Below are 15,971 nucleotides of genomic sequence, written 5' to 3' on the forward strand. Positions count from 1 at the left end.
CATGGCGTTGGGGGGACTTTACGAGCCTGTTTAGGTCCCTGGGAAGGGTCCGTTATCTCATTGATTTCTCGACGATAATTCAGCGGTCAGAAAATCGGGCGGGAACGCGCGGCGAGCTCGGCGACGGGCACGTTTCCCTCCTGCCGGCCGTCGCGCAGCCGCACCGCGCACGATCCCTCCGCCGCCTCGCGCGGCCCCACCACCAGCTGGTACGGCACCAGCCGATGCGCCCGGATCCTGGCCCCGAGGCTGCCGCGGTCCGGGTGGGCCAGCTCGGCCCGCAGTCCCGCCTCGACGCAGCGCCGTACCAGGTCGTGCGCGGCGGGAAGCTCCGCCTCCGACAGCGGCACCACCACCGCCTGCACCGGTGCCAGCCAGGCGGGCAGCGCGCCGCCGTGCGCCTCGACCAGGTGGGACAGCAGCCGTTCGATGCCGCCGACGACGCTGCGGTGCACCATGGCCGGGCGCTCGCCGCCCACGTAGGACAGCCCGAAGCGCTCGGGCATGTAGAGGTCGACCTGGACGGTGGACAGGGTCGACTCGCGGCCCGCCGGGTCGGCTATCTGGATGTCGATTTTCGGGCCGTAGAAGGCGGCCTCGCCGTACTCCTCGTCGTAGGACTGGCCGCGCGCGTGCAGCACCTCGCGCAGCACGCGCTCCGAGCTCGCCCACAGCGCGGGGTCGTCGACGAACTTGCCCGATGAACCGCCCAGCGACAGCCGGTAGCGGGCTGCCTTGATGCCGAGCTGGGCGTGGGCGGCCTCGATGAGGTCGAGCGCGGCCGCGACCTCGGCCGCGGCCCGCTCGGGCGGGCAGAACACGTGGCCGTCGTTGAGCTGGATCGAGCGCACCCGGTTCAGGCCGCCGAGCACCCCGGACATCTCCGAGCGGTACTGCCCGCCCAGCTCGGCAAGGCGCAGCGGCAGCTCGCGGTGGCTGCGCCGGCGGGAGCGATAGATGAGCGCGTGGTGGGGGCACAGGCTCGGGCGCAGCACGAAGCGCTCACCGCCCACCTCTATCGGCGGGAACATGTCCTCGCTGTAGTGCGACCAGTGGCCCGACAGCTCGTAGAGCTCCTGTTTGCCGAGGACGGGCGAGTTGACGTGCTGGTAGCCGTTGCGGCGTTCGAGCTCGTGGACGTAGTCCTCGACGGCCTTGCGGACGGCGGCGCCCGCGGGCAGCAGGTAGGGCAGTCCCGAGCCGATGAGCGGGTCGGTGCCGAAGATGGCGAGTTCGCGGCCGAGCTTGCGGTGATCGTTCATGGTGGTTCCCCTGGGTGGAAAGGGGGCGAACGACCTTCGAGCGCGTCTCCGGGCGTTCGCCCGGAGAGCAGGATTCAGCGCGCCGGGACGGGGTCCGGCGTCGTCGTGACGTGAACGCGCTGCATGAGGATCACCGTAGCATCAGCGTCCCCGCGCCGCATTCACGATCCGGGTGGTGGAGCGGCCGGGGATGGCCTCCAGCTCCCAGCACTCGGCGCCGAGCAGCGCCGCTGCCGCGCACCGGCCGCCCGCGTGCGGGTCGCCCGCGGTGTGGGCCAGCGCGCCGGGGCGCATGGGCGCCATGAGGTCGATGTAGTCCTCGGGGCCGTGGGCCTCCGGCGGGCCGGTCACCACGAACACGCCGCTCACGCAGCGCAGCGCGGCCAGCACCTCGGCCCGCTCGGCGGCGGGGTTGACCGGGCGCGTGGGTCCCTTCCACGCGCGTACGCGGGGATCGTCCTCGACGCCGACCACCAGCGGCAGCCCGCGGGCGGCCACGGCGTCGAGATAGCGCACGTGGCCGACGTGCAGGATGTCGAACACACCGGTCACGTACGCCGCGCCCGGCTGGTCGTAGGGTCGCACCCACACGGCCTCGAGGCTGCTCACCCGTGCTCTCCTCCGTCGGCGGACTCGTCGATCGCAGCGTACTTGGTCATGGCAAACGGCCGCGCAGGCGACCATGGGAAAGGGCATTCCTACCTTTTCGCGATAATCTGCGACCCCCTCCTCGCGCGTCTCATGACGTCAGCGAATTCGGGGAGGTCGCCATGGCAGCGCCGGACTTTCACAGCCAGTTGGTCGTCCGGCTACCGGGGGCACCGGCCCAGGTCGCACGGGCCAGGAGCGCCGTGACCAGCGCGATCGGGCGCGATCACCCTTTACACGACGAGGCCGTGCTGCTCACCAGCGAGCTGGCCACCAACGCCGTCCTGCACACCCAGTCGGGGGCCGGGGGCACGTTCACCGTCAGCGTGCGGGCCACCGGCGACCTGGTGCGGGTGTGCGTCGAGGACGCCGGCTCCGACGCGCCGCCGTGCGCCTGCCGCGCCGGCGGGCTGACCACCAGCGGGCGGGGCCTGCCGCTGCTGGAGGCGCTCAGCCACCGCTGGGGATTCGAACGTTCCAACGGGGCCAACTGCGTCTGGTTCGAACTGCTGCTGGTCACCGTCCCCGCCGTCTGGGCGTTACAGGTCTAACCGGCACAGCCCCTCGGCCAGCGCCTTGGTCGTCAGCCGGGTGCGGCTGTCGCAGCCGAGCTTGGTGAAGATGTGCTCCAGGTGCGTGGTGACCGTCCGCACGCTCAGCACCAGCGCCGCGGCGATCTGCGGGTTGGAGTCCCCCGCGGCCACGCGGGTCAGCACGTCCACCTCACGCCCGGTCAGCTCGTACGGCAGGCCGCACGGCCGCTCGGCGACCACCGCCCCCTGCAGGGAACCCTGGAAGCCGACCCCCGCCCTGATCACGCGCACGTCGCGCCACTGCCCTGCCGCGTCCAGCCACAGGCCACGCCTGCTCAGCTCGCGCGAGTCGATGAAGGCGCGGGCGAAGGCGGCCAGGCCGGGCTCGCCGTACAGGGCGGGTGAGGGCTCGGTTCCCGGTACGGCCCGCCGTACCCCTGCCCGGTCGAAGGCGACGGCGCGGTAGCCCGCGGGCGGCGCGGTGGGCGCGACCACGCACCGCGACAGGTCGGTGACGTGGGCCAGCGTCGGCGCCGCCGCCTCGACCAGCGCGTCCGCGCCCTCGGGCGGCGCCTGGCGGTAGGCCAGGTGGAGCAGGCCGGTGTAGCGGCCCTCGGCCAGGAACAGCGGCGCGGTCAGGCCCGCGCGCCAGCCGTAGGGCTCCAGGTGGCGGCGGAAGTAGCGGCGGGTGCCCGGATCCGGCATGGCCAGCGGGGCGCGGGCGGCCATCGCGCGTTTGTAGGCGTCGAGGGCGGCGTACTCCTCGGCGGCGTCGCGGTCGATGCGCTCGTGGCCGCTGGAGACGACGCTGCGGTGGCGTCCGGTGTCGGGGTCGTAAGCCACGAACTCGTAGGCGTCGACGGGGACGACCCGGCGCAGCGCGGCCATGGCGCCGTGGGCGCCGCCTCCGCCCGCCACCTGGTAGCCGACCTCGGCGAACGCCTGTAGCAGGGGGATCTCGGCCACGGCTCTTTATACCACTGGGCGGAATTCATGAGCTTTTGTGCTGCGCACTCGGCATCGGTTTCCCCAAGTCTCCAGAAACCCCTCGGCCCTGCCCGAAGACCGATTCGGCCGTCATGTCATGATCACTGGCATGACGGCCGATCTCGTCGCCCGGAAGGTGACCGACCTGCTCGCGCCGCAGGTTCTGGTCATCGCGATGCCGCCGCTGGTGGGCATGGTCTCCTCTGGCTGGGAGGGGGCCGCGTGGGGCGTGCTCGCCGCGGCCCTGTGCGGCGGCGTCCCGGCGGCGGTGATCGCCGCGGGCGTGCGATCGGGCCGCCTGGATTCCCACCACATCGTGGATCGGGCCCGCCGTACCGGCCCGCTGCTCAGCGCGGTGGCGGCGGTGGTCGCCGCGCTGATCCTCCTCATCGCCCTGGGCGCCCCGACCCTGCTGGTCGCGACCGTCACCGCGATGCTGGCCGCGCTGGCGGTGACGGTCCCGATCACGCTGCGCTGGAAGATCTCCTTCCACGCCGCCGTGTGCGCGGGCACCGTGGTCGTCATGGCCTACGTCCTGCCGGCCGTACCGACCGTCCTGATCGGGGGCGCGGTGGTGGCGCTGGTGTGCTGGGCGAGGGTACGCCTGTCCCACCACACCCCCGCCCAGGTGAGCGCCGGCGCCGCCGTCGGCCTGACCACCACCCTCGCCACCCTGACCGCGTTCGGTCTCTGACGGGCCGGAATAGCGGGGCGGTGCGTGCGGTTGCCGAAGCTATGAAGAGCCGGTTGAGAGTCGAGCCGACGGCCAAGCGGGTCCGCGCCTACCTCGGTGGGCAACTGGTCGCCGACACCACCCGGGCCCTGCTGGTCTGGGAAAGCCCGCACTACCCGACCTACTATCTGCCGCTCGGCGACGTGGCGCCCGGGGCGCTCAAGGCGAGCGGGGCCACCAGCCGGTCACCGAGCCGGGGCGAGGCGGTCGTGCACGCGGTGAGCGCGGGGGGCAGGGTCGCCGAGAACGCCGCCCTCACCTATCCGGACTCGCCCATCGAGGAGCTGCGCGGGCACGTGCGGCTCGACTGGGACTCCATGGACGCCTGGTTCGAGGAGGACGAGGAGGTGTACGTGCATCCGCGCGACCCGTACACCCGCGTGGACATCCTGCCCAGTTCCCGGCGGATCAGGGTGGAGGTGGACGGCGTCACGGTGGCCGACTCCACCCACGCCATGATCCTGTTCGAGACCGGGCTGCCCGCCCGCTACTACCTGCCCAAGACCGACGTCCGCCTCGACCTGCTGGAACACACGGACTCGGCCACGAGCTGCCCGTACAAGGGCACGGCCGAGTACTGGACGGTCAACGGCGGCAAGGACCTGGCCTGGTCCTACCGGACCCCGCTGCCGGAGAGCGAGCGGGTCGCCGGCCTGATCTCCTTCTACAACGAGAAGCTCGACATCTACGTGGACGAGGTGCTCCAGGACCGCCCCAGGACGCCGTTCTCCTAGATCTGCTCGCGCCCCTCGCCGGGCGGCGCGCCGGCGTCGTCCTCCAGGCGGCGGCGCAGGCGCTTGAGCCACCATCGCGGCGCCGACACCAGCGAGAAGCGCAGCACCATCAGCGCGGCGATCGTGATCGCCGTGAGCAGCAGCGGCTGCCAGAACGTGGTCAGCCGCTGCCCCATCACCGCGCCGAGCCCCACGCCCGTGTAGGAGCCGAGGAAAGCGGCGGTGCGCATGCCGTGGGCGTTGTCCCGGTCGCGCCCGAGCAGCAGGTTCATGAGCCGGGCCCGCAACAGCTCGCGCCGCTGCTCGGGTGCCCGCACCACCGGCGCGCGCAGGAGCAGCATCTTGCGCGTGGTGCCCCTGAGCCCGTTGGCCAGCACCAGGGTGAGCGCGAGGCCGACGATCGTGCCGAAGGCGACCGTGAGCGCCCACGTCAGCACCGCGCCGAGCGCCGGGGTGATGCTGAGGATCTGGGGTACGAGCAGGCCGACCAGCACGCCCGCCGCCGCCGACAACGCCAGGCCGGTGATCAGCACGCAGGCGTTGGCGGGGAAGCGCAGGAGGTCGGCCAGCGCCACCCACCGGTCGTGCTCGGCCTGCAGCGTGACCCGCCGGTTGCGGATCGAGGCCACCACGTTCGCGGTCCTGATCAGGCCGAGGCTGAACCTGACGCCCGTCACCAGCCGCGTGATCGGCCTGGCGTCCTCGCCCTTGAGCACCTCCCGCAGTTCCGGGTACCACTCCTCGTCGTGCAGCGGCACCCGCATGTCCTCGGGCAGGCGCCGCCTGGCCAGGCGCAGGAGCCCTTCCGGGATGCGGTCGAGGCGGCCGCGGATCTCCTCGCTGACCAGTTCGGCCAGTGCGGTCCCGAGGATCGCCCCGATCGCGGCGGCGACGGCGATGACAGTGTTCACGCGTATCCGCCCTCGGGCCGGACGGCGCCGCGCGGTGACGGCGGGGTGAGGCGCGCGCTCAGCTCGGCCAGTGCCTGCCTGGCCGCGGCCGCGCCGCCTCCGGTGAGCAGGTACAGCCGGCGCGGCGGCCGTCCCTCGTGCCGCGCGTCGACGACCTCACGCCGCCCCTCGATCCAGCCGGCCGCCTCCAGCCGGGCAAGAATCGGGTAGAGCGTCCCGCTCTGCACCTTGGCGTGCTTCATCAGCTCGAAGCCGTAGCGGGGCTCGGAGACGTCTTCGAGGAAGATCCGGAGCACGGTGGCCACCGTGGTGGTCAGACGGACTTCGGAGGGCATGCCGAAAATCTACATAGGGTACGCCGCACGCGGCCCTGTCGCCCGGGTGACAGAACCGGAACTCAGAGCGCCGCCAGCTCCCGCCACTCGGCACGCGGCATCTCGCCGGGCCGGGCGGTGAGCACCTGCAGGCACACATGGTCCGCCCCGGCGTCGAAGTGCCCGCGCACCCGCTTCTCGATCGCCGCCAGGTCGCCATAGGCCACGATCGCGTCCACCAGCCGGTCCCCCACCTGGCTGATCTCGTCCTCGCCGAACCCCAGCCGCCGCAGGCTGGCGATCTGGTGCGGGGCGGCGCGGGCGTAGAAGCCGACGTGCTCCCTGGCCACCTCGCGCGCCCGGCTCACGTCCGTGTCGAGCACCACGGCCTGCTCGACCGCCAGCAGCGCGTCCGGCCCCATGGCCTCCCGGGCGCGCGCGGTGTGCTCCACCGGCACGAAGTACGGGTGCGCGCCCAGCGTGCGCCCTGCCGCCAGCGCCAGCATCTTCGGCCCGAGCGCCGCCAGCACCCTCCTCGGCGGGTACGGCGAGGCCGCCGACACCAGCGGGATCGCGTCCATGGCGTCCAGGTAGGCGCTCATGGAGGCCACCGCCTTGCCCTTGCTGGGGATGGAGTAGCCGTCCATCCTGATCGGCTCGTCGCTGATCCGGTGCCCGCCGAGGCCGAGCACGTACCGGCCCGGGTACGCCTCGTTGATCGCCCGCTCCGCGGCGGCCATGGAGATCGGGTCGCGCAGCGCGACGTTGGCGATCCCCGCGGCCACCGTCATCCGCCGCGTGGCCGACAGCAGCAGCCACGACTGGCTCACCGAGTCGCGCCCGAACCCCTCGCCGAACCACAGCGTCCCGTACCCCAGTTCCTCGATCTCGGCGGCCGCCTCGCGCACCTCCGCCGCGGGGCGCCCGTCGAAGGCGAAGGTCCAGACGCCGATCCTGCCGAGGCCGTGGTCCGTCATGATGCTCCCCTTCTATCCGGAGAACCTCTCCGGATACTGCGGGACTATAATCGGAGAAGTTCTCCGTTTTCAACTCGCCCGGAGGTGCCCGTGACGTTGCGCGCCGACGCCCGCCGTAACCGCGACCTGCTGGTGGCGGCGGCCATCGCCGTGGTCGCCGAAGAGGGCCCCGACGCCTCCCTGAACGAGATCGCCCGCCGCGCCGGCGTCGGCCCCGGCACCCTCTACCGGCACTTCCCCACGCGGGACGCGCTGCTGGCCGCCGTGTTCGAGGGCCGCCTGTCAAGGTTGTGCGAGCAGTCGGAGGAACTGGCCGCGGCCAAGCCCCCGGGCGAGGCGCTCATCGCCTGGCTTCGCCTGCTGACCGTCCACGCCATGACCGACAAGGGCCTGGGCGCCCGCATGATGGTCCCCACCTCGGCCGCCGGCGTGGACTGCTGGGCCATGCTCCGCACCGCCGCCGAGCGCCTCCTGCTGCCCGCCCAGCGGGAGGGCAGCCTGCGGCCCGACGTCGACTTCACCGACCTGGTCGAACTGACGGCCGGCATCGCCCGGTCCGCCCCCGGCCCGGCCCGCGCCGACCGCCTCCTCACCCTGACCCTCGACGGCCTCCGCGCCGGCCACACGGACGGGACCCGAGAGCCAAGGACCTGACGCGCCCGCCTCGCCAGGCGAACCGTCCGCGGAGCCGGCGGGGCCACGCTTCCCTGCCCCCGGCCAAAGGGTGCGGGGCGGGCGCATGCTGGAATGCCGCCCGTTCTCCTGGGAGCCGTCGCCGAGGCCCGCCGGCCGGTCACGGCCGCGGGTGGGCCGCCTCACCGACCTCGTCGCGGTGACGCGATGCCGCGCGCCGGCCGGTGCCCATGACGCCGACCGGCCGCTCGGGGGTGACGCCCCTACTGGTGGTGGGCGGCGTGCCGGGCGCGGCGTGGGGGCGGGGGCGGGGAGGGGTCGGCGGTACGGCGGGCCACCAGGGCGGCCAGCGCGGTGGTGATCGGGACGGCCGAGATCAGCCCCAGCGTGCCCACCACGCTGCGGACGATCTCCTGGGCGATGACCGGGTTCGTGAGGACCTGGCCCAGCGGCTCCCGTCCCACGCTGATCAGCAGGAGCAGGGGCAGCGACGCCCCGGCGTACGCCAGGATGATGGTGTTGATGACCGAGGCGATGTGGGCCCTGCCGACCCGGCCGCCGGCGCGGTACAGGCGGCGGAAGCCGTAGCCGGGATTGGCGTGGGAGAGTTCGGCCACGGTCACGGCCTGGGTGACGGTGACGTCGTCCAGGACGCCCAGGGAGCCGATGATGATGCTGGCCAGCAGCAGGCCCTGGGTGTCGATGTCGTAGCTCATGCCGAGGTTGAAGGCGGCCTCGTCGGTGATGCCGGCCAGGTGGGCCAGGTCGAGGGACACGTACGACAGGGCGCCGGTGATCACCAGGCTGGTCAGGGTGCCCAGGACGGCCATCGCGGTCGGCAGCGTGAAGCCATGCGTCAGGAACAACACCGTCAGCATGATGGCCGCCGAGCCCACGATCGCCACCAGCAGGGGCGGCTTGCCGTCCAGGATGCCGGGCAGCACGAACAGCAGCAGCACCGCGAACGTCACCCCCAGCCCGAACAGCGCGCTCAGCCCCCGCCACCGGCCGAACGCCACGACGGCCAGCGCGAACGCGGCGCCGAACAACCACAGCGGCGTCGAACGGTCGTGGTCGGACAGCCGGTACGGCGACACGTCGAGCGTGGGCTCGGGCGCGTAGACCACGATGACGTCGTCGCCGGCGTGGAAGATCTGCGCGCCCGGCCCGCTGGGCAGCTGAAGCTTGGCCTCCTTGCCGAGGCTGGGGCCGCTGGTGAGCTTGACCACGGCGTCGCCGCAGCTGGCGGGGTCCGGCGGGGGGAGCTTCTGGCCGCCGTCGACCGGCGGCTCCTCCGGGCACGGGGTCAGGGTGATGGCCTGGATGGTGGCGGTGTAGCGGGCCAGCCCGCCTTCCGGCGAGGCGGGCGCCTCGGGAGGTGAGGGCCACAACCACACGAGCGCGGCGACGGTCGCGACCGCGAGCGGAACCAGCACGGCGAGCGCCGCCAGCACGGCTCTCTTCGACGGGGGTACGGCGGGGCCGTGGGAGTGGTTGGCGCCCATGGGCGGGTGTTTCTCCTCAGCGGGAAGGGGGTTCCGCCAGGAAGGTTACCGGGGCCGCGCTGGTCAGGCGGTGCCGATGGTCACGACGATCTTGCCTCGCCCATGCCCGCCCGCCACCTCCCCGACCGCCCGTGCCGCCTCCTCCAGCGGGTACGTGCGGCTGACCACCGGCCTGACCCGTCCGGCGGCGGCCAGCGAGGCCAGTTCCCGCAGATCCTCGGCCCGGGTGACGGCGAACAACGCCTGGAGGGTCTGCCCGGTGACCAGGTTCAGCAGCGCCGCCCGCAACTGCCGCTGCAGACCGCTCAGCCACCGCCCGCCGCCCTCCCCGCCGACGATGACGAGGTGGCCCCGGGGCGCCAGAACACGACGCAGCCGCGACAGCGGCCGATTGCCCGCCGCGTCCACGATGAGGTCGTAGCGGAGCGAACCGGCGGTGACGTCCTGACGGGTGTAGTCGATGACGTGCCCGGCCCCCAGCGACCGCACCAGCTCGGCCTTGTCCGCCCCGCACACCCCGGTGACCTCCGCCCCGAGATCCTTGGCGAGCTGGACCGCGAAACTCCCGACCCCGCCCCCGGCCCCGATGACCAGCACCTTCTGCCCGGGTGTGACCCGCCCGCGCACCGCCTGCAGCGCCGTGACCCCGGACGACGGGATGGCGGCCGCCTCCTCGAACCCCACCTCGCCGGGTTTCGCGGCGAGCTTGTCCTGCCGGGCGACGGCGTACTCGGCGAAGGCCGCGTCGCAGACGCCGAACACCGCGTCACCGGCCCGGAACCCGCTCACACCCGCTCCCACGGCCTCGACGACGCCCGCGAGGTCGCTGCCGCGCACCTTGTTCCTGGGCGCGCGCAGCCCGAGCATCGGCCTGATGAGGTACGGCTCGCCCTTCATGAGATGAACGACCCCGACGTCAACCCCGGCCGCCCTGACCCGTACGAGCACCTCCCCGTCGCCGGGCACCGGGCGGGGCTGCTCCGTCATGCCCAGGACGCCGGCGCCGCCGTACCGCTCCTGTGTGATCGCCTTCATCGTCATGCCATCAAGGTAAATTAAACTCGACATCATGTCTAGTTTTCTTTACTTCGCCCGGCCAGGGCCTCCAGCCGTCCGACGACCTCGTCGAGCGGCGCCCGGGTGTCGATCTCCAGGGTGGCGCCGGTGCGGAGGAGCGGTTCGATCATGGCCAGGTTGTCCAGGATCTCCCGGCGCTCCTCGGGACGCCTGCCGTACGGGTTGTCCGTCCGCGCGGCGACGCGGGACAGGATGACGTCGGCGGGCGCGGACAACAGGACGATGTGGTCGAAGTCCGGGTAGAAGGTGACCTGGTTGGAGGTGCAGCCCGACACGAACAGGGCGCCCTCGCGGTGCCCGGCCAGCAGCTCCGCGATGGCGTCCTCGCGCCAGACCCACTCGCGTTCGCCGTCCTCGCCGGTCACCCAGTGGTTCCACGGGCCGTCGTCGGTGTCGACCGTACGGTGGCCGCGCTCACCCAGCAGTCGCAGGGCGGCGGACTTGCCGGTGCCGGACATGCCGGTGACCAGGATTCTCGTCATGGCGGCGAGGGTAACTTGAGTCTCCACCAAGGGGAGGCGCGAGGGTGAGCGGCATGGACGGCTACACGATCGGCGACCTCGCGCGCCGTACCGGGCTGACGGTCAAGACCGTGCGGTTCTACTCCGACAAGGGGATCGTGCCGCCGTCAGGACGCAGCCACGCCGGATACCGGCTCTACGACCTCGACGCCCTGGCCCGCCTGGACCTCGTGCGCACGCTGCGCGAACTCGGCCTGGACCTGGCCACGATCCGCAAGGTCGTGGACCGGGAACTGTCGCTGCCCGAGGTCGCCGCCGCGCACGCCGAGGCACTGGAGGTCCAGATGCGGGCGCTGCGGCTGCGGCGCGCGGTGCTGAGAGCGGTCGCCAGGCGTGGATCGACCCCCGAGGAGACGGACATCATGCACAAACTTGCCAGACTTTCCGCGGACGAGCGGCGCCGGCTGATCGACGACTTCCTCGACGCGACGCTCACGGGCGTCCACGCCGGAGTCCGGCGCTCGCTCACCCCGGAACTCCCTGACGACCCCGAGGTCGAGCAGGTGGAAGCCTGGGTGGAACTGGCCGAACTCACCCGGGACGCCGGCTTCCGCGCCGCCGTACGCCTGCTGGCCGAGCACCACGAAGCGGGCGCGTCCGTCCCGCGCCCCGACCCGGTCGCGATCATCCGCTCCCAGGTACGGCAGGCCATGGCGGCCGGAGTCGACCCGGCCTCACCGGAGGCCAAGGCCCTGGCCGAGACGGGCAACCCGCTCATGGAGGCCGCCGGCGACCCGCGCTGGATCCGCTACCTGCACCTGCTCGCGATCGTCAACGGCTGGCCCCCGCCCGAGGACCCGGCCCCGCTGCACGAGTGGTACTCCAAGGCGTCCGGAAAGGGCTCTTGACGAGAATGTGAGCGCGGCGCACGATGCGTCGAGCGCATTTCTTGTTCCCCCGTGGCGACAAAGGAGTCGACGTGACCGACGGCGTACAGGAACGTTCCACCCGTACGATCTCGCAGGCGATCACCACGTTCAAAACCTTCGACTGGGACGCGTGGTCCTTCCCCTCGCTCCGCATAGCCGAAGGTAAAACGCGCACCGACAGCGGCAGCGGGGACCAGTCCTTCCTGGAAGGACTCCAGTACAAGATCAAGGGCAAGTGGTACAACGGCCACATCAGCCTCAGCCCGATGGGCGGCTCGGACGAGAGTTTCTATTTCAACAGCGCCCATCTCACCATTACGGGCGGCACGAACAACGGAAACTACTTCTTCACCGTCAACGAAACAGAGGTCAAGCCCTCCGAGGCGCCCAAGAAATTCAAGGGAAAGTATTCCTTCTCCGGAGACGATCTGCCCGACAGTGAACTCAAGGCGGACATCGTCAAGATGCTGGAGTTCCTCGCCCTGTTCGGCGACGACTGACGAAACGGCGTACGCCCCCGGAGCAGCACAGGAACCGGGGGCGTACGTCGATGGGCCGGCAGGTCAGCCCATGTGGGGATAGCGGTGGTCGACCGGCGGGACGAAGGTCTCCTTGATCGTGCGGGCGTTCACCCAGCGGATCAGGTTGAAGATCGAGCCGGCCTTGTCGTTGGTGCCCGAGGCGCGGGCGCCGCCGAAGGGCTGCTGCCCGACGACCGCGCCGGTGGGCTTGTCGTTGACGTAGAAGTTGCCGGCGGCGAAGCGGAGCTTCTCGCTGGCCGAGGCGACGGCGTAGCGGTCCTGGGCGATGATCGAGCCGGTCAGCGCGTACGGCGAGACCGACTCCATCTGGTCGAGGACGGTGTCGTACGCGGCGTCGTCGTAGACGTGGACGCCGAGGATCGGGCCGAAGTACTCCTTGACGAAGATCTCGTCGGCCGGGTCGTCCGACAGCAGGATGGTCGGCTTCACGAAGTATCCGGTGGAGTCGTCGTAGGAGCCGGTCAGCACCTCGATCCCGGCCGACGAGCGGGCCCGGTCGATCGCCGCCTTGTGCTTGGCGAAGGCGCGCTCGTCGATGACGGCGCCCATGAACGTCGACAGGTCCGCGGCCACGTCGCCCACGGTCAGCGACTCGGCGGTGCCCACCAGGTCGTCCTTGACGCGGTTCCAGACGGAGCGCGGGATGTAGGCGCGCGAGGCGGCCGAGCACTTCTGGCCCTGGTACTCGAACGCGCCGCGGATCAGCGCGGTGGTGAGCACGGCGGGGTCGGCGGAGGGGTGGGCCAGGACGAAGTCCTTGCCGCCGGTCTCGCCGACCAGGCGCGGGTAGCCGTGGTAGCCGGTGATGTTGGCGCCGACGGTCGCCCACAGGTGCTGGAAGGTCGCGGTGGAGCCGGTGAAGTGGATGCCGGCCAGCGCGGGGTGGGTCAGGGCGGCCTCGGAGACGGCGGCGCCGTTGCCGGTGACGAGGTTGATGACGCCCGGCGGGAGACCGGCCTCCTCCAGCAGCTTCATCGTGAAGTGCGCGGCGAACTGCTGCGTGGGCGAAGGCTTCCAGACAACGACATTGCCCATCAGAGCAGCAGAAGTCGGCAAATTTCCGGCGATGGCGGTGAAGTTGAACGGCGTGATCGCCAGAACGAAGCCCTCCAGCGGCCGGTACTCCATCCGGTTCCAGACACCGGGCGAGGAGACGGGCTGGTCGGCGTAGAGCTGCCGGGCGTAGGCCACGTTGAAGCGCAGGAAGTCGATCAGCTCACAGGCCGCGTCGATCTCCGCCTGCTGCGCCGACTTCGACTGCCCGAGCACCGTCGCCGCGTTCAGCGTCGCCCGCCAGGGCCCGGCCAGCAGGTCGGCCGCCTTGAGGAAGACCGCCGCCCGCTCGTCGAACGACAGCGCCCGCCACGCGGGAGCGGCGCGCAGCGCCGCGTCCACCGCGTCCTTCACGTCCTGGGCCGTAGCGTCGTTGGTACGCCCCAGGACGGAGGCCTTGTTGTGCGGCTGCACCACGTCGATCGGCGCGCCGCCGCCCATGCGGGACTTCCCGTCGATGGTCATGGGCAGGTCGATGGAGCTGCCGGCCAGCTCCTTGATCCGGTTCTCCAGGGCGGTGCGCTCGGCGCTGCCCGGGGCGTAGCCGTACACCGGCTCATTGGCCGGAGCGGGAACGTTGCTGATGGCGTCCATTTACTTGCCTCCAAGGGCACGAAGGAAGAAGGCGACGTTGGCGGGGCGTTCGGCGAGACGGCGCATGAAGTAGCCGTACCAGTCGTCGCCGTAGGGCACGTAGACGCGGACCGTGTGGCCCGCTCCGGCCAGGGCCTCCTGCCTGTCGGTCCTGATCCCGTAGAGCATCTGGTACTCGTAGTCCCCGATGGCGCGGCCGAAGCGGTCGGCCAGCAGCTCGGTGATGGAGATCAGGCGGTCGTCGTGCGTCGCCACCATGGGGTATCCCTTCCCCGCCATGAGGATCCGCAGGCATCGCACGTACGCCTTGTCCACCTCGGCCTTGCCCTGGTGGGCGACCGAGGCGGGCTCGTTGTAGGCGCCCTTGACCAGCCGTACCCGCGAGCCCTCGGTGGAGAGCTCGCGCAGGTCGTCCTCACTGCGGAACAGGTAGGCCTGGATCGCGACACCGGTCGACGGGTACTCCTCGCGCAGCTTGCGCAGGATGCCCAGCGTCGAGTCGACGGTGGTGTGGTCCTCCATGTCGAGCGTCACGGCCGAGCCGTTGGCGGCCGCGGCGGCGCAGATGTCGCGCACGTGCTCCAGGGCCAGGTCGTCGGAGAGCTCCTGGCCGACGGCCGACAGCTTGACCGACACCTCCGCGCGCTCGCCGAGCTCCAGCGGGCGCAGCGTGTTCAGCAGCGTCACATAGGCCTTGGCGGTGGCCGCGGCGGCGCCCGCGTCGTGGGTCTCCTCGCCGAGGTGGTCGACGGTGACGGTCAGTCCGCCGTCGACCAGCCGCTCGATCGCCGCGCGCGCCTCGTGGGCGCTCTCGCCTGCGACGAAACGGTCGACCACCTTGCGGGTGAGCGGGAAGCCGGACACGGAGCGGCGTACGAGCCTGCTCCGTGACGTGGCGAGTAGCAGTTGACCGAGCATGCATCCAGCCTAAAACTCCTGTTCAGACCCCAGCCATCGACGTCCGTAACGCGGGATGTGGCAGGCTGTCATACAAATGCACAACACCGCCGATCTCCAGGAGACCGTCGACGAGATAGCCCGCGTTCTCGGGGCTTCCGCGACGCTGGAGGACCGTTCGTTCCGCCTGCTGGCCTACAACGCGCAGCACGGGGAGATCGACGCGGTCCGCCAGGAGTCGATCCTGCGCCGCCGCGCCACGGGCGAGGTGCGCGACTACTTCGAGCGCTTCGGCATCGCCAAGGCGCACGGCCCCGTCCGCATCCCCGCCGACCACGACCTGAAGGCGCGCATCTGCTGGCCGCTGCGCCACCGCGAGGTGACCTACGGCTACCTCTGGCTGCTCGACTCCGGCGCCCTGTCCGACGAGGTGCTCGCCCGCGCCGGCGGCCTGGTCGCGCGGGCCGCGAGCGCGCTGGCGCACGAGGCGCGCAGCCGCCAGGACGCCGGGCGCGGGCTGCGCGCCCTGCTCTCGGCCGACCCCGAGGAACGCGCCACCGCCTCGACCGGCATGCCGGGCCCGGTGGCCGCGCTCGCCGTCAGGGAGTCGCCCGACCGCGTGGCCGCCCTCTGGACCCTGCCGCGCGGCGTGCTCGCCCTCGCGGGCTCGCCGGTGGCGCTGCTGTCCCCCGCGCACCTGGCCGCCGAGGTCGCGCACACCCTCCAGAGCGTGTACGGCACCGCCGCCGGCATCGGCGCCCCCCGGCAGGACCCGGCCGACGCCTGGCAGAGCTGGCGGGAGGCCCAGCAGGCGCTGCGCATCGCCGAGCACTTCACCCGCTTCGCCCCCGTCGCCCGCTGGGAGGACCTGGGCGTGCACCGGCTGCTGGCCCGCCTGGGCCGGGCCGACCTGCGGGAGCTGGCGGCGGAGGTGGCGGGGCTTGACGGGGAACTGGCCCGCACCGTCGAGACGTACCTCGACCTGGGCGGGCACGCCCAGAAGGCGGCGGCCGAGCTGGGCGTGCACCGCCAGACGCTCTACTACCGGCTCGGCAAGGCCGAGCGCGCGCTCAACCGCGACCTGGACGACGGGGACGACCGCCTGGTCGTCCATCTCGGCCTCAAGGCAGCGCACCTGTCGGATCCCTCGCCATCGGGATAAGGCTTGGCTAACCTAAGGT

18 protein-coding genes are annotated in these 15,971 nt (G+C 71.8%); 7 read left to right on the forward strand and 11 right to left on the reverse strand.

Going from position 1 to position 15,971, the window contains the following annotated elements; genetic code table 11:
• Nucleotides 1–86: 86 nt before the first annotated feature.
• Both thrS and ACIBKY_RS12615 read right to left on the reverse strand, forming a co-directional pair.
• Complete coding sequence (gene thrS / locus ACIBKY_RS12610) at nucleotides 87–1,262, reverse strand: threonine--tRNA ligase (RefSeq protein ID WP_397096774.1); 1,176 nt, start codon at nucleotides 1,260–1,262, stop codon at nucleotides 87–89.
• Between the two features lie 141 nt (nucleotides 1,263–1,403).
• Entirely contained in the window at nucleotides 1,404–1,871 is a 468-nt protein-coding gene (locus tag ACIBKY_RS12615; RefSeq protein ID WP_397096775.1) for an adenylyltransferase/cytidyltransferase family protein, read from the reverse strand.
• Nucleotides 1,872–2,032: 161 nt separating this feature from the next.
• Between ACIBKY_RS12615 and ACIBKY_RS12620 the strand changes: the two genes are divergently transcribed.
• Nucleotides 2,033–2,461 (forward strand): ATP-binding protein, encoded by a 429-nt coding sequence (locus ACIBKY_RS12620; RefSeq protein ID WP_397096776.1) that lies wholly within the window; start codon nucleotides 2,033–2,035, stop codon nucleotides 2,459–2,461.
• On the opposite strand, the gene ACIBKY_RS12625 is transcribed toward ACIBKY_RS12620, so the two are convergent.
• The gene (locus tag ACIBKY_RS12625; protein WP_397096777.1) at nucleotides 2,450–3,409 is read right to left on the reverse strand and encodes a response regulator transcription factor; all 960 of its coding nucleotides are present in this window, start codon (nucleotides 3,407–3,409) and stop codon (nucleotides 2,450–2,452) included. The genes ACIBKY_RS12620 and ACIBKY_RS12625 overlap by 12 nt on opposite strands.
• A 130-nt stretch (nucleotides 3,410–3,539) precedes the next feature.
• On the opposite strand from ACIBKY_RS12625, the gene ACIBKY_RS12630 reads away from it, so the two are divergent.
• Together ACIBKY_RS12630 and ACIBKY_RS12635 are read left to right on the forward strand one after the other, a co-directional pair.
• On the forward strand, nucleotides 3,540–4,124 hold the full coding sequence (locus ACIBKY_RS12630) for a hypothetical protein (protein WP_397096778.1): 585 nt from the start codon (nucleotides 3,540–3,542) through the stop codon (nucleotides 4,122–4,124).
• 53 nt (nucleotides 4,125–4,177) lie between these two features.
• Nucleotides 4,178–4,897: a DUF427 domain-containing protein gene (locus tag ACIBKY_RS12635; protein WP_397096779.1), complete on the forward strand. Its 720-nt coding sequence runs from the start codon at nucleotides 4,178–4,180 to the stop codon at nucleotides 4,895–4,897.
• On the opposite strand, the gene ACIBKY_RS12640 is transcribed toward ACIBKY_RS12635, so the two are convergent.
• The 3 genes from ACIBKY_RS12640 to ACIBKY_RS12650 form a co-directional block, all read right to left on the reverse strand.
• The gene (locus ACIBKY_RS12640; RefSeq protein WP_397096780.1) at nucleotides 4,894–5,808 is read right to left on the reverse strand and encodes a hypothetical protein; all 915 of its coding nucleotides are present in this window, start codon (nucleotides 5,806–5,808) and stop codon (nucleotides 4,894–4,896) included. The two genes, ACIBKY_RS12635 and ACIBKY_RS12640, sit on opposite strands and share 4 nt — an antisense overlap.
• Nucleotides 5,805–6,143: a PadR family transcriptional regulator gene (locus ACIBKY_RS12645; RefSeq protein WP_397096781.1), complete on the reverse strand. Its 339-nt coding sequence runs from the start codon at nucleotides 6,141–6,143 to the stop codon at nucleotides 5,805–5,807. The genes ACIBKY_RS12640 and ACIBKY_RS12645 overlap by 4 nt, the downstream gene beginning before the upstream one ends.
• A gap of 62 nt (nucleotides 6,144–6,205) precedes the next feature.
• Nucleotides 6,206–7,099 carry a TIGR03620 family F420-dependent LLM class oxidoreductase gene (locus ACIBKY_RS12650; protein ID WP_397096782.1) on the reverse strand — a complete coding sequence of 298 codons (894 nt, stop codon included), beginning with the start codon at nucleotides 7,097–7,099 and terminating at the stop codon, nucleotides 6,206–6,208.
• 90 nt (nucleotides 7,100–7,189) lie between these two features.
• Between ACIBKY_RS12650 and ACIBKY_RS12655 the strand changes: the two genes are divergently transcribed.
• Nucleotides 7,190–7,753 (forward strand): TetR/AcrR family transcriptional regulator, encoded by a 564-nt coding sequence (locus ACIBKY_RS12655; RefSeq protein ID WP_397096783.1) that lies wholly within the window; start codon nucleotides 7,190–7,192, stop codon nucleotides 7,751–7,753.
• 242 nt (nucleotides 7,754–7,995) lie between these two features.
• Here ACIBKY_RS12655 and ACIBKY_RS12660 read toward each other — a convergent pair whose 3' ends face one another.
• The 3 genes from ACIBKY_RS12660 to ACIBKY_RS12670 all read right to left on the reverse strand — a co-directional run bounded on the left by ACIBKY_RS12660 (nucleotide 7,996) and on the right by ACIBKY_RS12670 (nucleotide 10,796).
• On the reverse strand, nucleotides 7,996–9,237 hold the full coding sequence (locus tag ACIBKY_RS12660) for a YibE/F family protein (protein WP_397096784.1): 1,242 nt from the start codon (nucleotides 9,235–9,237) through the stop codon (nucleotides 7,996–7,998).
• A 63-nt stretch (nucleotides 9,238–9,300) separates the two neighbouring features.
• On the reverse strand, nucleotides 9,301–10,278 hold the full coding sequence (locus ACIBKY_RS12665) for an NAD(P)-dependent alcohol dehydrogenase (RefSeq protein ID WP_397096785.1): 978 nt from the start codon (nucleotides 10,276–10,278) through the stop codon (nucleotides 9,301–9,303).
• A 32-nt stretch (nucleotides 10,279–10,310) separates the two neighbouring features.
• Nucleotides 10,311–10,796, reverse strand: coding sequence for an AAA family ATPase (locus tag ACIBKY_RS12670; protein WP_397096786.1), 486 nt, complete (start codon nucleotides 10,794–10,796; stop codon nucleotides 10,311–10,313).
• 53 nt (nucleotides 10,797–10,849) lie between these two features.
• On the opposite strand from ACIBKY_RS12670, the gene ACIBKY_RS12675 reads away from it, so the two are divergent.
• Together ACIBKY_RS12675 and ACIBKY_RS12680 are read left to right on the forward strand one after the other, a co-directional pair.
• Nucleotides 10,850–11,683, forward strand: coding sequence for a MerR family transcriptional regulator (locus ACIBKY_RS12675; protein WP_397096787.1), 834 nt, complete (start codon nucleotides 10,850–10,852; stop codon nucleotides 11,681–11,683).
• Nucleotides 11,684–11,754: 71 nt separating this feature from the next.
• Complete coding sequence (locus tag ACIBKY_RS12680; protein ID WP_397096788.1) at nucleotides 11,755–12,204, forward strand: hypothetical protein; 450 nt, start codon at nucleotides 11,755–11,757, stop codon at nucleotides 12,202–12,204.
• Between the two features lie 63 nt (nucleotides 12,205–12,267).
• On the opposite strand, the gene pruA is transcribed toward ACIBKY_RS12680, so the two are convergent.
• Both pruA and ACIBKY_RS12690 read right to left on the reverse strand, forming a co-directional pair.
• The gene (gene pruA / locus ACIBKY_RS12685; RefSeq protein ID WP_397096789.1) at nucleotides 12,268–13,893 is read right to left on the reverse strand and encodes an L-glutamate gamma-semialdehyde dehydrogenase; all 1,626 of its coding nucleotides are present in this window, start codon (nucleotides 13,891–13,893) and stop codon (nucleotides 12,268–12,270) included.
• Nucleotides 13,894–14,811, reverse strand: a complete 918-nt coding sequence (locus ACIBKY_RS12690) for a proline dehydrogenase family protein (RefSeq protein WP_397096790.1) — start codon at nucleotides 14,809–14,811, stop codon at nucleotides 13,894–13,896.
• 76 nt (nucleotides 14,812–14,887) lie between these two features.
• Between ACIBKY_RS12690 and ACIBKY_RS12695 the strand changes: the two genes are divergently transcribed.
• Nucleotides 14,888–15,952: a PucR family transcriptional regulator gene (locus ACIBKY_RS12695; protein WP_397096791.1), complete on the forward strand. Its 1,065-nt coding sequence runs from the start codon at nucleotides 14,888–14,890 to the stop codon at nucleotides 15,950–15,952.
• Nucleotides 15,953–15,971: the final 19 nt, after the last annotated feature.

Source organism: Nonomuraea sp. NPDC050394, from assembly GCF_044459065.1.
Taxonomy (GTDB): domain Bacteria; phylum Actinomycetota; class Actinomycetes; order Streptosporangiales; family Streptosporangiaceae; genus Nonomuraea.